The sequence below is a fragment of the Chelativorans composti genome, from assembly GCF_039541695.1.
In the GTDB taxonomy this organism is placed as follows: domain Bacteria; phylum Pseudomonadota; class Alphaproteobacteria; order Rhizobiales; family Rhizobiaceae; genus Chelativorans; species Chelativorans composti.
Map to the genome: position 1 here is coordinate 1 of NZ_BAABGS010000055.1, position 14,332 is coordinate 14,332.

The window sequence follows — 14,332 nt, forward strand, 5'->3', positions numbered from 1 at the left end:
TCTCCGCATACATCTGCGTGAGATGTCTCACAGTCGCCCGAACCTCCGTTCGGCACTAACTGCCTGATTTTTATGGATTTTCAAGCGATGGTAGCGGAGGAGGGATCGGAACCTCCAAAAGGCGCTAAGTCCTTGTTAAATGACCGGAAAAATCATGACTTCTCACGCCATTTCATGGATACACTAGTACATGAATCTCAACTGACCATCAAGAGTTATCCTGTCGCGATCGCGTTGGGGGAGGGGAGTTGCTGTCTGGCGCGCCGAATGCGATCTGCAGATGACCAAACAATAGAGCATTGGGAACGTCATTCCCCGCCAAGAGGAGTTTGTTAGACATAGTCTCCCCCTGCCTGGGGCAGTTCAGCCGGAGAGGCAATGCTTCAGTTCAAGGGAAGATTGCCTGCCGCGTTGAGAAGGAGTTCCCTGTTCCTCGCTTGGGCGGGGTGAAGGCGTCCTTTCTGGCAACACGTCCCCCAGCATTGACATCGCCGCCTTGAAACACTTGCCGAGGCGCTCGAATATCTGTTCACTCGCCAGTCTGACAAAATAAATCTGCGAATTCTTGAGCCACCTCTGTTTGCCAACCAGGTTTTGGTCGGCAACAGGTGGGCTTCCGAGCGCTCCAGTATCACCCACCTCGTTGACGAATCCCAAGGCAAAGATTGTGATCGCTGCACAATGCCTGTTGCGCTCCCCCAGCTGATGATTCAAAGTGGACCCAACAATGAAGTACTCTGCCGTTGCCTTGCTTGAAGCATTGCTTGAGTTGAAGCCTCGCCGAACCTACGAAGCGCCGAGGTACGCCCGCGGGATCTATGGGCTTGTCGATCACTTCGGGCAACTGAGGTACATCGGCTCCACCAGTTCTCAGAGACAATCGTTGTTTGAGCGTATTCATCAGCGCCACCGCTCCGGCTCCGAGGATATGAGCACTACTTTTCCTACATGTTCAACACCGGTCGCATGTGGCGTGACCGTCGCGATCCGGCGACTCTTGAAGATGGAAAGATTGCTAAGGCGCTGCGCAACGCGTTTATCGAAGACTACTGCAGAGCGGTATGGATCGAAATTCCGGATCATATGAATATTCCGAACATTGAGCAGGGGGGGCTCGCTATCGCGCCCTCACACGCGGTTGCCTGGAACCGCCTTTCGGTGCAGTGCTGCGCAGAAGCGATTGACCTGGTTGACCAGACATTAGCTCGCCTCGGATGGTGTGAATTTCAGATTGCGGCACTGAGCACCAGAGGCAGCGATTTCTGGCCCGGGCAGAGGCTTCGAGGCATTTCCGGGCATTCCGGTACGAAAGTTTGCGTGCAACATTGATGATCGTGATTGCGGCCGAGGATGGAGGGTTATCTCTAAGAATCATCGACCGCTGGAAGCGGGCTACCAAAGCGTCTACCGTTCTGTTCTGTTAGGAGGAAAAATGGGGATAGAAGGGGGCAGTAAGGAATTCGACCGCAGTGTTCTGCATAGCACTGCGAAAGAGGCGCTCAACGCCTTCGAGGAGATTGCTGAATCTGCATATGCGGAATTGCAGAGCAAAGGCGTGAGTTTGGACTCCTTTGCCTCTGTCAACACGATCACCGCCGACCGGCTTGCCGCGGAATTGCGTCAGCGCAATGAGGACACGACGGCCAATCTGCTGCGCCTTTGTGAGAAGCCGGCGATAGCCCGTTTTGTCATCGAGGACGAGGACGGCAGGATTGAAACTTTGTACGTCACGTCCGCAGGAACGGTGAACACCAAGACAGTGCGACTGTGCAGCTACATGTCCCCGAAGGGACGCCTTGCGCCGTACGGTGTCGGCGATGAAGTGGAGATTCCGCTCAAGGAAGGGCCCCGAAGCTACCTGATCAGGGAAAAGATGACCTTCGACGCAGTCGAGGGCGGCGAGGGATGGGATTCGAGGCCTGCGGTTCATTTCCGGGAGAAGATTTCCCCGCTGACCATCAAATCCCTCCGGGACTTGCTGCAGGAGGAAGGCGCTCCCGAGGAAGAGATCGATGCGCTGGCAGTGTGGCTCAATCAGACCGATGAGCAGAACGTCGTAGAGGGCATCACCCGCGCCGCCCTGACGGCGATGGAACTGCGCGTGGCTCCAATTCTCGATCGGTTCCAGGACGAGATATTTCGTCTGCCGATCGACAGCAGAATAGCCGTAATGGGACCGCCCGGGACCGGCAAGACCACGACGATGGTCCGGCGTCTCCGGCAAAAGCTCGATTTTGCATATTTCGACGAAGATGAACGCGAGCTGGTCGAGGAGGCCGACGAAGCAGGACGGGCGCATGCGGACAGCTGGATTCTGTTCACCCCAACCGAGCTGCTGCGCCTGTATGTCAGGGAAGCGTTAAGCAAGGAAGGGGTGCCGGCACACAACGAGCGCCTGTGGACCTGGGACGAGTTCAGGCTGGCAGTGGCTCGCAATCAACTCGGAATTCTTAAGCGTGCTACAGGTGGTGGCCTAGTAATGGATCATCAAGGGCGCGACGACCATCTCCTGTCGACGACCTTGCCTGATCAACGGGCCTGGTTTGAGGACTTCAACAGGTGGCAGTCACAAGATTTCGTTCGGCAAGTGGAAGTGGAGGCCGAACGTTTGGCCAAGGCCGACGACGAGCGTGCAAGCCTGCTTGGCCAGCAGGTTTCCGAGGCGCTTGAACGATCGGGTGACAACATCATCCGGCTGCTGGCGGAGCTGGTCAGCCTGCGAGACGGCCTGGAACAGCTGGCGTCAGCGCTTGGGAAAAAGACCCGGGAGGATCTGGACGAACCGCTCAAGAATCTCGCTCGTCTTCACCCGAGCTTACTGGATGATCTTGTTGCCATCGTGGACAGCGTGAACCGCCAGTCGCCCGAAGAGGATGAAGGCGACAGCGACGACGATGAGGCCGATGATGAATCCATGGAAGCCGTGGAGGCCAGGTCACCGCTCGATCGGCGACGGCAGGCAGTTGATGCATTCCGACGGACGATGCGCACACTGGCCATTCGGCAGGCAAGCGGGAGCAAACCGGCAGACAGCAGCCGGACTGGACGCATTCTGGCATTCCTCGCGGAACGAGGGTTTGAAACACCGGACCTAAGAGAGGTGGGAAAGGTTCTGTTGGTTCAACGCGCAGCCGGCCGGGTTGGCAACGCGCCAGCCAACTATCTGCGGCGCATATCTGCCCGATATCAGCGCTTCAGGCGAGCGATGCGTGCGGAAGGCAAATGGTATCGCCCAACCACTGTAGGTGGTGGTCATGTGCATCCTGCGGAGGTCGATCTGATCATGCTGGCGATGCTCCAGGCTGCCAGCTCCATGGAGGCGGATCGTTTGCTTTCCTCACGGTTGTCTGAGCGACGCCCTGCGCTTCTCGATACGATTGCGCGTTTGCGGTGCAATCAGGTTCTGGTTGACGAAGCAACGGATTTCTCGCCTGTTCAGCTTGCTTGTATGGCGGAACTTGCGCGCCGGTACATAGGGTCCTTGTTTCTTTCCGGCGATTTCAACCAGCGACTTACCCGATGGGGTACCCGCTCAGAGGCCGATTTGAGATGGATTGCTCCCAATATCGACATACGCCGGATCGCCATTACCTATCGCCAGAGCAAGAAGCTGGCTGATTTTGCACGAACACTTGCGCGACTGCAGGGATTGGAGATTGACGAACGTCCATCAGAGTTCACCGACAATGTCGGGTTTGATCCGGTTCTGGGTCCCTGTCTTGAGACTAACGCCGAGCGGGCGCAGTGGCTGAAGGCGCGCGTAGCTGAAATCGAGCGCATTACCGAAGGCAAGCTACCGACTATTGCGGTGCTAGTTCCGGATCGGGATGTGCTGGATTCGTTGACCGAGGCGCTTAACGCTGAGTTGTCCGATATGAACCTCGTAGCTAAAGCCTATTCGGATGGAGAGGCGATCGGTCAGACTCATGATATTAGAGTTTTTCCGATCGAACATATTAAAGGTCTTGAGTTTGAGGCAGTATTTTTCGTGGATGTCGATCGTCTTCACGCCGAACAACCGGAACTTTTCGATCGATACATCTACGTTGGAGCAACGCGGGCCGCAACGTTCCTCGGTCTCACATGTCAGGGACCTGAATTACCAGGGGTTCTCCATCACAAGGATATCTCATACGGGAAATGCTGGTGAGAAACACTGCCATTTGAGTTCGCAACATCCCACTTGGCCTCAGCTCCGGACTACGTGAAGCAGCTTTGGAGCCAAGGCTATCGACGCAGCACCGGCGAGGAGGACGGGTGGTCTTTTCTTCGCGGTCAACGTTCCCGGCGAGATTGCACTCGCTGTGGCAGAAGGTGGGGCTGCGTGTTACTTACCGTTGATCATCCAGGCGTGGCTGCTGACTCAAAGCTACGCCTGCATCACCTGTGCCAGCAGGCAAGCGTGCTGCTGGGGTTTTGCACAACAACGAGACCTGCGTGCTGCGCTTCACTGCGTGTACTACCCATCACAAAGTCTGCTGTCGGTACCGCTTTATACGTTAGGCCGAGACGCGTGTCTCGGTGAGACGGAAATCGACCGAGTTCGCAGGGGGCGAATAGCGCAAAACATATTTCGGTTTGCCCGGCACTCGGCAATGTTGTCCGGTAACAGCTCGACGCCGTAAATGCACATCACGGCCAGGAGTGCGTAGTTCCGTTTTCAAAGTCGGACTTGCCGAATTTGAGTTCAACGGCCGCGAGCTTGCGCCGGAGAATTTAGCCCAGAAAATTGCCGCAACCGCACGCCGGCTCCAGAAAGCGAGAGTCAATGCGCTCTGTCTCGCCTTTGACGAGGTCGAGCATCGCCTCGACCAGCCACGGTGGGGTGAAGACCTTTCCGTGATCGGCGACGCGTTGCTTGGATTTGACGTACTTCATAAGGCTAAAGCGATTCTGACGGAACGTTATAGGGTTCTTGTTGTGCTGCGAGGCATTGTCTGTGTGCGGGCGCAACACGAGGCGAAACTCGTTGGCGCGAGGTAATGCACGATGTGCCGCCCCTGGATGAAGTTCGCATTGCCGCAGCCGAAAACGAGTCCACGATGTTTAGGTGGGGTTCTTAAGCTCATCAGTAGTCATCGAGCGATCCTCGATCAGTTCGTTTCCGTTGAAGCATCGTCTTCTGCCTCTGCGTCCTCCGGTGACACGACGCGAAGGTACGCGGCGCGCACCTCAGTTAGTGGCCGCGACCCGCTCTGATCTAACCGCCAGAAGTGCCAGCCATTCGTCGGCTTCTGACAGACGTGTATCGCAGCGCTGGATGGGCTCTCAAAGACTTTTCCGTCTACCTCGACGCGGCCGTCCGAAAGGATCGCGCCAGTGCGGCCACCATACTTTCCGGGTTGGGAGTAAAGAACTTGCCCCGGCGCAAGCAGGCCTGCACCGATCAGGTCGGCAATCTCCACCGTGATGGAGGTGTCTAGCGGCTCGTGCTCGATCCTGACCTTATGACACGGCGGGACCGGCCAGATGGCGAGAATTGTTTCGACCATCTGCTTCGTGCGTGCGTCGATGCCGGCCTCATCCCATTGCTTTAACGAGTACTCCTTCAGCAGCTTGCTGTTCAGAAGAACCACATCCTTCTCCTGAAGATGCGAAGCCTTGCCGGCGGCCCCCAGCCAAGGGCCGTTGGACACCGTGCTGTTAAGCTTCTTCGTCAGCAGGGTCAGGTTGCCGAGCCGATGAATGCGCGCGTCGCGGTCCGCCTCAGATTCACCCGGTGGCAGTGGCCAGTGCTTGGCCCAGGCTTGGGGCATCAGATGCTCGATTACATAGCTGCCGCGCCGAATGCGCATGCCGGCAGCCGACATCTGTCCGGGAATCCATCCGCGCCAATGGTCTTCGATGGCCTCGAGCACCATGCGTAAGCGTGCCCTACTCAGCTTACGGTACGCGGGCATCGTCTCCAGTTCTCGGCGTACTTCCTCGTCGTCGGGCCAATAGGCCACTTCAGACCGTTGCGAGGAGAAGTACTCGCGTACCGTCTCGCCTACCTGATCGACGAGAGCGTTGCGGATGACGGAGACGACTTCCGCCATGATCTTGTTGTAATTCTTCGCCGTTGCGCGGATCAGCATGCGGCGCGTTAGCCAACTCTCGAGAACATCCAGAGCTGTGTCGATCTGGTCCTGAGGTAGCGGGCCCGACTTGTGGTCCAGCAGCGCGAGCAAAACAGGCTTGATGACCTCGCTTTCCAGCGCCTTGACGCGATAGGTGAACAGCCCGACGCGGTCCAGGGGGCCGTCAAGTACCTGTGCCTGTTCGGTGAATTGCCGATAGATTGTCGCGGCCTGGTGTATCTCCTTCAGGAGATCCAGCATGGGGTAACCGGCCTGGTAGTCGGCATATTCCTTGAACCGGGCGAAGACTTCGCGCACAACCACTTCTTCACCCGTCCGGGCGACCAGCCAATGGTTCAGGAACACCGATGATCGCGGGATCCTGACACGGCCGACGTTAACTTCTTCCTCCCAGAAAGCCGTTTCGAACTGCGCCCAGTAGCGGTTGTATGCCTCTTCGACATCGGCCCCCTGTTCGAGCAGACGCTGGAATACAAAATTCTTGATCAGGTCGGCTGCAGTGAGGACGGCACCACGCGCATTGAGTGTTTCGAAAATCTCCTGGGCATTCTCGTGGACAGAGAGATCAATGACAACGAACTGCAGAAGTTCGCGAGCACTGCGTTCAATGGCTTCTGCACGCGCAGCAGTTCTTTCGGGACCCTCGGAGTGGAGCCAGGCGCGGCACTGCTGTGAGAAGTACTGGTGAGCCTTGACAATGCGGGAAGTGCGATGTTCGAGCTTCTGATAATCGACAGGTGCCGGTGCTCCCATTACTTCGTAAAACGCTGGGCGGTCGCGGTTGGTAGGCCAAACCTTGAAGCGATCTTCCTTCGTTTGGCAAAACGCTTCGGCGTTGGCGATGAGAGGCTCTAGTCGCGCGGCCGGCGTCATGAAGCCGGCCATGGCGATTTCGGCGTGGATGGCATCAAGCAGGAGCTGCAGCGTCGTCAGTCGCTGCTGTCCGTCGATGACAGTGCGCTGTTGAAGATCGCTTATGGGGTTGGGATTTTGTTGCAGGACTATTGCGCCAAGGAAATGCGGCGCTTGTGCTGTATTCGGTGCCTGCAGCTGGCGTGTTGCAACGCGCTCCAAGTCCTTCCAAAGAGGCTCCCATTGCAGCTCCTCGTTCCAGACATATGGCCGTTGGAATAATGGAATAAGCAGCCGCTGAGGCTGCATGAAGATGGCTTGTGGAGTTCGGACCTGGGTATCCATAGGGATCTAGTTCTAAGGGATGGTGAATGTCGGATAGAAAGTTTCTTCTGTTCGTCAATGCGAAGGTGGAGATTGCTCGCCTATATTGGCCACCTCCCGGTTCAGAAACACTATCTGCTGGTCCGCTGGGTTCCGGGTGGACGGGTCAATATTCATTCCAAGGCGCTCGAACGTGTAGTGGAGTAGGGCCTTGCGAACGGTGATGCTGGACTTGCCTCCCTGCATGCCGTAGTCGAGCGCCACCACTTTCTTCTGAACCTCCGACAACCCCGGATGCGGGCCGATTTCCAGCGTCACCATGGTGTACCAGTCCACGTCCTGGCTGGCATCGATATCGCTGTGGCGGGTATCGCGAATGTGAAGCATGCGCGCCAGCAGGAAGTCCTTGAAGCAGCCGTCGGTGAAGCAGTACGCCCGGGCATGCCAACGGAAACCGTCGAATGCGATGGCATGTGGCGCGATCCAGCGCCAGCGCGGGGCGGGGGTGGAAAGCGACTGGTACTCGACCTCAAGCGCTTGCATGGCACGGATCGCTTCGATGACGCGGCGCAGCGTGTGGGCATCGATGCCGCGCACGGGGCTGGGGACCGTGTCGAAGGCAGGCAGCTGGCCGATCCAGGTTTCCTCCTGCGAGATGATGCAGTCGGAGATCGACCGCAGCTGGGACAGGTAGCTGGCCGGGTCCGGTTTCAGGAACAGGGGCCCGAAGTGGTCGCCTCGGACGTACGCGCGGGCACTCTTGTCATAGACCATGTTGCCCGGCACCATACCGAGGTAGCGATTGAGGTCGGTGGATGCCTGGTTGATCGAGATCCCGAAGGCGACCATCAGGTCGCTACGGTTAACATGGCCCTCCCAGAACAACCGGAATTCGATGAACTCGAGCTGGCGTTCAACGCCCCACCGAACGCTGCCTCGCGTTGCCCCCACCCTTGCACCCCCAGTGTCGTGACCCGCATCAGGATTGTACTCGACCAGTTTCTGGATGGTTTGTAAAGTGAGGTGGGTTGTATCAGGGAGGGTCATCGCCGTGAGGCGGTGCGGTCAGTGGTTCATGGTATTTGGTTCTTTGACCAGTTGTAGGAGATTGATTTATATGAATAATGTCTGTTTTTGTGATTGAGGGGGTCCCCCAAGTCTGCCACGCTGGACGAGATCCATAGGCACGACTACATGCTGAGGTAGGGGCGCTACGTGGGCGCATCGGAGCAGGAAGACGATGGCGAGCCGTTCGATTGGGGTCGCGCCACCCAGGATGCTGCCGTGCAGACCGTGCTGCGGATAGAGGCGTTGTCGTGCAGATCTCAAGATGGCCTCCCCTTAGGCTTCTGCCTTTGTCCAGCGGGCAAATGCAGCACCCCTGATATTGAGTTCGCGAGATCGGCGACCCCGTTTATTCAAATGGGGAAGATGGGGGCATCCGCAGCACATGACCTGCGTCTCTTGCAAAGCCGCTGGCTCTTGCTTGTGCGTGCCGCTTTCCCAACTATTCCTCAGCCGGCGCATTCTTCTGATATAGCCATGCCGCAGCCCCCGCATCACAAATTACCTTACGGGTAGGTTAGTAGCCCGAGTGATGTGACTTGGTAGTGTTGCTTGTGAAAAAACTAGCTCCAAAGGTTGCCATGGTGTCCACCAACAGACTCCGATCCAAGAAGACATTTCGCTGTTCGCAACTTGTTTCAGCTACGAGCAAGCATCCGTGACACGCTGCACCATGAAGAGCTCTGTCCTCTGACGCGGTTGCGGGGTCATGGTCAGCGCAGATTGGATCACCAGAGCAGAGGCGTAGTCGCTCAAGCGCCGATGACATAACTGAGGAAAAGCGACGTGTTACTTCAACTAGGCCGCCAAGCGTGCCCTGATTTCCTGCGCTAGCTGTATAAATTAAAATCCCGCATTCCTTTGGTTCGCCTGGTCTGTTCGGTATTAAGTACAAGCGTTCCTTAAGAGAGCTTGCAGGATAGCCGCAATCGATGGCAACTTCATTGATCAGCGCATGGGAAAGACTATGCGCCAAAGTGTATTCAATATGTTCACCTTCCCATGGAATTTTGTCGGACAGACCGCGATCCCGACGTGCTTTCTTCCATGCCTGCGCCCCGCTGGCCAGATTGGTTGCTCTGTTTCGAACCGCGGGACGCGTCACCCACTCCATCAGCTTCAGCGGATCCAAACGAAGAAAAAAGCCCTCACCGAATTGCTCGATCGCAGGAAGCCATTCAGGGTTTTCGCCCAAAGGGGCACCGTTCACTGCCAGGCCAACATCCTCGATGCCGTCTTCAGCCAAGGGAGCAGGTTCAAATCGGGTGAAGCCATAAAGGCAAGAGACCTCTCTGAGCCTATGCACCGCAACAAGCGACCTTACACCAGCTAGATTGGGATCCCCGTCGGGATCCCATTGTTCGCGATCCAAGGTCTCCGCATGAAGACGGGCGTCGGGACGATTTTCACCAATCAGCTTCCTTCCGCTGGCAAGCAACCGGAACTCGGCAATCCGTGGATTCTCCACCGCAGTGTGATCGGCAGCCTGATCACGATGCCTTCGTGCGGAAATCCGATTGAAGATATCTTGGTCAGAGTATGGACCCAAATTTGCAGCGACGGTGGGGTTAAATCGCTTCGCCATTGAAACGTCGTGTGCAGATGCGCATGATGCAACGGTTGACCAAACTGCATCCAGCGCTCGTTCCAACGCGTCATCGGATTCTGGTAGCGATATGATGCGAACAACCTGCGGGAAATATGTATTGGTCGCACTGCGGGTCAGCAAGCGAAGTTGCCGGTCGCAACCATCTGGATCATCGGACGCCAGCCAGGGTCTCTTGCCGGTGCAGGGTCCCAGGCGTCCAGGTTGAAATAGTTCCTCCAGTGATAGCTTTGCGCCGCATTCACATACGATACGCGTGTCGCGGGGGTCAGCACTCGTTCCGGTGTCCTCAAGCCACATGGCCTTTCGGCAGCTGCCACCTTCCCCTCTAGCCTCGCCCGAACGGGTCGCATGCACTACCCGTCGCCATTCTATATCCTGTAGATGACCCTTCTCGCAGCCACATACAAATCGCAGAGGAGACGCATGCCGCTTTCTGCCGTCGTCGCCTCGCCAATCTGTTTTCTTTGGTGCCTCAAGCTCGCTAAAACGAACTATTCGCCGCCTGTTTGGTGGGTCTGTGTCAATGGAATCGCAAACGAACCACTCAGGGAATACCTTCGCCTTGATGGCAGGACGTGCCTTCCCGGGATCTCCCTGATCTATTGGTGGAGTACGAAAACTCAGAGGCTTGCCGGCCGATATTCGCCCATCTTGCTGATCTGCAAGTCGGCGCTCCAGCAACTGGGCAAGTCGCGGTTCCTCAATTGTCTCGAATGCGTGGGGGCCAAAGGTTTCCCAGTGATCAAGCCCCATAACCAAGACCGAGCGATCGGGCAAGTCGATCATAGCCCCCGGACCAAATAGCCCGACCACTTGACTCATGCGAATTTGGTTCTTTGCCATGGGAATCTCAGTTCAACGTATGGCCGAAATTGTCGATGATCTTGAGGGCAGAGGCATGCTCCACGTCACGCATGGACCTGCCTGCCTCAAATGCTTGGAGTTCTGGATCAAGCTGAGGAAGCAACGGGTCGAGCGGCTGGTGAAGCAGCGCACGATCGGATGGATAACCGTAGTAGAGCTTCTCGGCATTATCGCGTCGATCTTCCGCTATTCGACGCCACCTATCCAATAGATCCTCGACGATTTGTCTTAGGGCCCTATGTCCTCCTACTACCGCCTCCGCTGGTGCGCGAGATAGGATCACACTTACGATCTCTTCGACGCGCACATAATCCGGCATGTTTACCGCACTCTGCTCTTTGGTCAGCTCTGGGTACAGATGCCTGACGCAAGCTACAACGACAGCCGCGAGAGCACGATCAATCGCTCGTGCCGCCCAAGGCGTGACACTTGTAGGCTCCACAGCCCTGTAGAAGGCGGCGTGGAATTGCCGGAAGCGTTCAAAATGCAAGCGATCGCGCGGTTTTTGGGCATTGAGTAGTGTCACCACAAGGCCAGGTCGATCGGGCGCTCGACCAACGCGACTGGAAGCTTGGATGTATTCCGACGCAGATTTTGGCTGCCCCTGCATTATCATCAGACCCAGTCGCGGGATATCCAGACCGACCGATATCATGTTGGTAGCAAGTGCAACGTCGACGCCGGACCTGTCGTTTGCAGGTAAGCCCAATGCTTCCTTTGCAGCAGCAACCTTGTCGGTACTCTCGCGAGATGTCAGTTCAAGCACATCCCGCAAGCGTCGGTCAGCGAATGGTTGATCCGCAGGGAAGATTCGTCGCCGCTCGCTGCCATATTGGGCAAGCCGCGCTCGCACTTCGTCTTCGACAATCCTGCGTGCACCACCCAGCTCTCGCAAGGCATTGAAGTACCCAAGAGCCGTCAAATAGGCATCCGCATCGTTACCGATGTCCGCCTCATTTTGAGCAGCGGCGAGCAATGTCGTCAGTGCCCGAAGAAATACGAGCTTGGGTCCCTTTCCTGGAGCTGCCAATCCTACATAAAGACGTGCGGGCCGTTCACTTGAGGGGACAGCTCGAGCAAAGAAACTGTCTCTCCGATCAGGCCCAGGAGGCGGGAAAATCTCGGTCGTTTCTCGATCAAATAGTGCCTTGATCTGCACCGAGGCACGGCGGACAGTGGCGGTTGAGGCTACGATCTTGGGGCGGACACTGCGCCCCATGACTGAGCGACTGGCAAGGCGGTCGAGTGCTACCTCATACAGCGCTGCAACTGTTCCAAGTGGGCCACTGATTAGGTGAAGCTCATCCTGAATGATGAGATCAGGTGGATCGAGCTCGTAACCATTGTCCAGTGGCGTGCCCTCGCGCGGTTCATCGTTCGCGCCGTAAAAGCCCCATTGATCTGCGCGATTGACATGCCCAAAGAATGCGCCTGCCTCACCAATCCATGGCAGGCCAGCAAACTTGTCAACAGTTGCGATGACAAATGCGGGAAGTCTCCGATAGATCGCCTCATCGACCGTGAGTATAGGTAGTGCTCTAGTACCAGTGAAGTCACACCGGTGGTTGCTGCATCGAATTTCCATATTCTTGGGAGCTTGGTCGCTGGGCGTACAGGCGAAGCTTTCTCGTCCAAATTCTGTACTACACCATGGACAGGCCTTGATGGGGGCAGGTGCTTCTCGTCCCGAAGTTCGATATCGTTTGATACGCTGCACCGCGGTATCTTGATGCCTGTTATCCTTGCCCCCGAGACGGTTCGGCGAGGCCGCAGATCCAACCCATAGCCCAATCTCGATTGGCCAATCTCCCAGGAGGTGCCTTGTCCCGTCCATCCATGCAGGGTCATTGCGCATCAGCTCAAGTGCGCAGACCACGCCCGCCGCACGCGACAATTGATCGAGTGTCAACAGACGCAGGGTATATCTCATCAGGACGGAGACGCCCGCACCAAGCTTGCCGCCTGCCGTCAAACGCCTGTGGGCGATCGTCCAGGCAGCAAGTCCGAGATATGCTTCTGTCTTGCCACCACCGGTCGGGAAGAACAGCAAGTCAACGATCTCGCGATCTGTATGCAGCTTGTCTTTCAAACCCGGCAGATTGAGCAGAATAAAGGCAAGCTGGAACGGCCGCCAGGTCGGCTGCTTCTGAGCGGAAGGATCTCCATCACGTCCTGCGTTGCGCCGGCGCGCCGCTCGGGAAACGGCTTCATTCATAGCCTTGAAGGCAAGCCGGGCCCACTTGTCCTTCTTGAGAAGCTCAATTCCTGCCTCAATGCGAACCTGAGCCCGGCGCGCTCCATCAAGCAAACGCTCTGCGGTCCTGCGGCGTGGCTCGCCGTCAATCGCGCCGATCTTGCCCGTCTGTGCCTGGATCCACTGAGCATATTCCGCCGGCAAAGGTGCGAGCGCAGCCACCAAGGCATCAGGATCGCTCCCTGCAAGCGTCGCAAGATCCTCCATTCCGAAAGTTGCGCCGATCTCTTCATTTGGCTCGACGCGTTCGACCTCGGCTACAGGGAAGAAGTCGGTGTAGGCACAGCGGACTTCACCGTCTTCGTCATAAGTCCATCCGGCCGAGGTACCATTGCCAACCGCATACTCAGCCACGTCGCGGTAATGCAGGTCTGCAGTTGCCGCATCCGGGTCATCCGATCCAAACCCGGTCATGTCCACTCTGGGATAAGCGGAAGCTTGCTCCGCACCTCAAGCTTCACCTGGAAAGCATAGGTAACATCAGCGAAGCGGCGCTTCGTGGAAGTTCGGCGGTTAACCAGCATCACCGTAAGCGCCACCACATCCGCGGTGCTACCGTCAGGTTGGGTCAGGCTGTAGGGGCGGGCGAATGCTTCAACGGTCAGCCCCCCACCGGGCCTTTGTCTGCCAGCGGAACCTTCAAGAGGGCGACGAATTCGTTCGCCTGGTTGCGGTATCTGGATAGTCACGCTTGCCTGGCCAGGGACGCGCTGCCAAAGAACATCTCGATGGCTGGGATCGAAAGCCGCAGAATCGTCCTCGAATACTTTGGGGGGCAGGGGCGGTTCTGTGACGTAGTCGCCCCAGGTAACGTGCACATCAACAGTCTCAGTGCGGGCATCAACCAGAACGGTCAGTCCGCAAGATGATTGCGCCAATGGTTTCCGTGGAGCTGGTTCATCCGGGGCAGAATCATCGGCAGCAAGGGCGGGCCCGGTGGCCGGATCCGTCTGCTCCATTCCGTCGATGACTGTGTCACCAATCTCGTCCGGCTCATCAACCGTGTCGTCACCATCTGCAGGTGCGGGCACGAGATACCCCGTCAGATACCAACGTGATGGATTCGTATTGAGTTTCTCGTTTACGATGTCAGTATCGCGCGGATCAGGGCCGATCAGATCGCGACGCAGCGTCTCGACAAGACGAGTGCGGACGGCTGTCGGCGAATGCGGATCCAGCATTGATCGGCCCCCACGGACGGGTCCAATTTGATTGTTAGTGCAATGATGGTGGTGGCGCCAGCGCGGGCGGCATCGCTGGTTGGGGTTGCAGGGCCGCCCGCGC

General features: G+C 57.1%; 8 protein-coding genes. 2 read left to right on the forward strand and 6 right to left on the reverse strand.

All coding sequences use genetic code 11. The features are described from left to right. The first annotated feature begins 948 nt into the window (after positions 1-948). Together ABD906_RS10450 and ABD906_RS10455 are read left to right on the forward strand one after the other, a co-directional pair. Positions 949-1,329 carry a hypothetical protein gene (locus tag ABD906_RS10450; RefSeq protein ID WP_345099352.1) on the forward strand — a complete coding sequence of 127 codons (381 nt, stop codon included), beginning with the start codon at positions 949-951 and terminating at the stop codon, positions 1,327-1,329. A 103-nt stretch (positions 1,330-1,432) separates the two neighbouring features. Further along, positions 1,433-4,150, forward strand: coding sequence for an ATP-binding domain-containing protein (locus tag ABD906_RS10455; protein ID WP_345099353.1), 2,718 nt, complete (start codon positions 1,433-1,435; stop codon positions 4,148-4,150). Positions 4,151-4,716: 566 nt separating this feature from the next. Here the strand turns inward: ABD906_RS10455 and ABD906_RS10460 are convergent. The 6 genes from ABD906_RS10460 to ABD906_RS10485 all read right to left on the reverse strand — a co-directional run bounded on the left by ABD906_RS10460 (position 4,717) and on the right by ABD906_RS10485 (position 14,229). Then, positions 4,717-4,878, reverse strand: a complete 162-nt coding sequence (locus ABD906_RS10460; protein WP_345099354.1) for a hypothetical protein — start codon at positions 4,876-4,878, stop codon at positions 4,717-4,719. A 215-nt stretch (positions 4,879-5,093) separates the two neighbouring features. Beyond that, positions 5,094-7,277, reverse strand: a complete 2,184-nt coding sequence (locus ABD906_RS10465) for a GmrSD restriction endonuclease domain-containing protein (protein WP_345099355.1) — start codon at positions 7,275-7,277, stop codon at positions 5,094-5,096. A gap of 54 nt (positions 7,278-7,331) precedes the next feature. After that, on the reverse strand, positions 7,332-8,207 hold the full coding sequence (locus ABD906_RS10470) for a BrxR family helix-turn-helix transcriptional regulator (RefSeq protein ID WP_345099356.1): 876 nt from the start codon (positions 8,205-8,207) through the stop codon (positions 7,332-7,334). Between the two features lie 631 nt (positions 8,208-8,838). Further along, positions 8,839-10,773, reverse strand: coding sequence for a DrmB family protein (gene drmB, locus ABD906_RS10475; RefSeq protein ID WP_345099357.1), 1,935 nt, complete (start codon positions 10,771-10,773; stop codon positions 8,839-8,841). 7 nt (positions 10,774-10,780) lie between these two features. Beyond that, the gene (gene drmA, locus ABD906_RS10480; RefSeq protein ID WP_345099358.1) at positions 10,781-13,462 is read right to left on the reverse strand and encodes a DISARM system helicase DrmA; all 2,682 of its coding nucleotides are present in this window, start codon (positions 13,460-13,462) and stop codon (positions 10,781-10,783) included. Continuing rightward, positions 13,459-14,229, reverse strand: a complete 771-nt coding sequence (locus ABD906_RS10485) for a hypothetical protein (RefSeq protein ID WP_345099359.1) — start codon at positions 14,227-14,229, stop codon at positions 13,459-13,461. The genes drmA and ABD906_RS10485 overlap by 4 nt, the downstream gene beginning before the upstream one ends. Positions 14,230-14,332 lie beyond the last annotated feature (103 nt).

Excerpts from the sequence above, each read along its gene's own strand:
- ABD906_RS10455 (WP_345099353.1), top strand. The coding sequence starts at position 1,433 with ATGGGGATAGAAGGGGGCAGTAAGGAATTCGACCGCAGTGTTCTGCAT.
- ABD906_RS10450 (WP_345099352.1), top strand. The coding sequence starts at position 949 with ATGTTCAACACCGGTCGCATGTGGCGTGACCGTCGCGATCCGGCGACT.
- ABD906_RS10485 (WP_345099359.1), bottom strand. The coding sequence starts at position 14,229 with ATGCTGGATCCGCATTCGCCGACAGCCGTCCGCACTCGTCTTGTCGAG.
- ABD906_RS10465 (WP_345099355.1), bottom strand. The coding sequence starts at position 7,277 with ATGGATACCCAGGTCCGAACTCCACAAGCCATCTTCATGCAGCCTCAG.
- drmB (WP_345099357.1), bottom strand. The coding sequence starts at position 10,773 with ATGGCAAAGAACCAAATTCGCATGAGTCAAGTGGTCGGGCTATTTGGT.
- drmA (WP_345099358.1), bottom strand. The coding sequence starts at position 13,462 with ATGACCGGGTTTGGATCGGATGACCCGGATGCGGCAACTGCAGACCTG.
- ABD906_RS10460 (WP_345099354.1), bottom strand. The coding sequence starts at position 4,878 with ATGAAGTACGTCAAATCCAAGCAACGCGTCGCCGATCACGGAAAGGTC.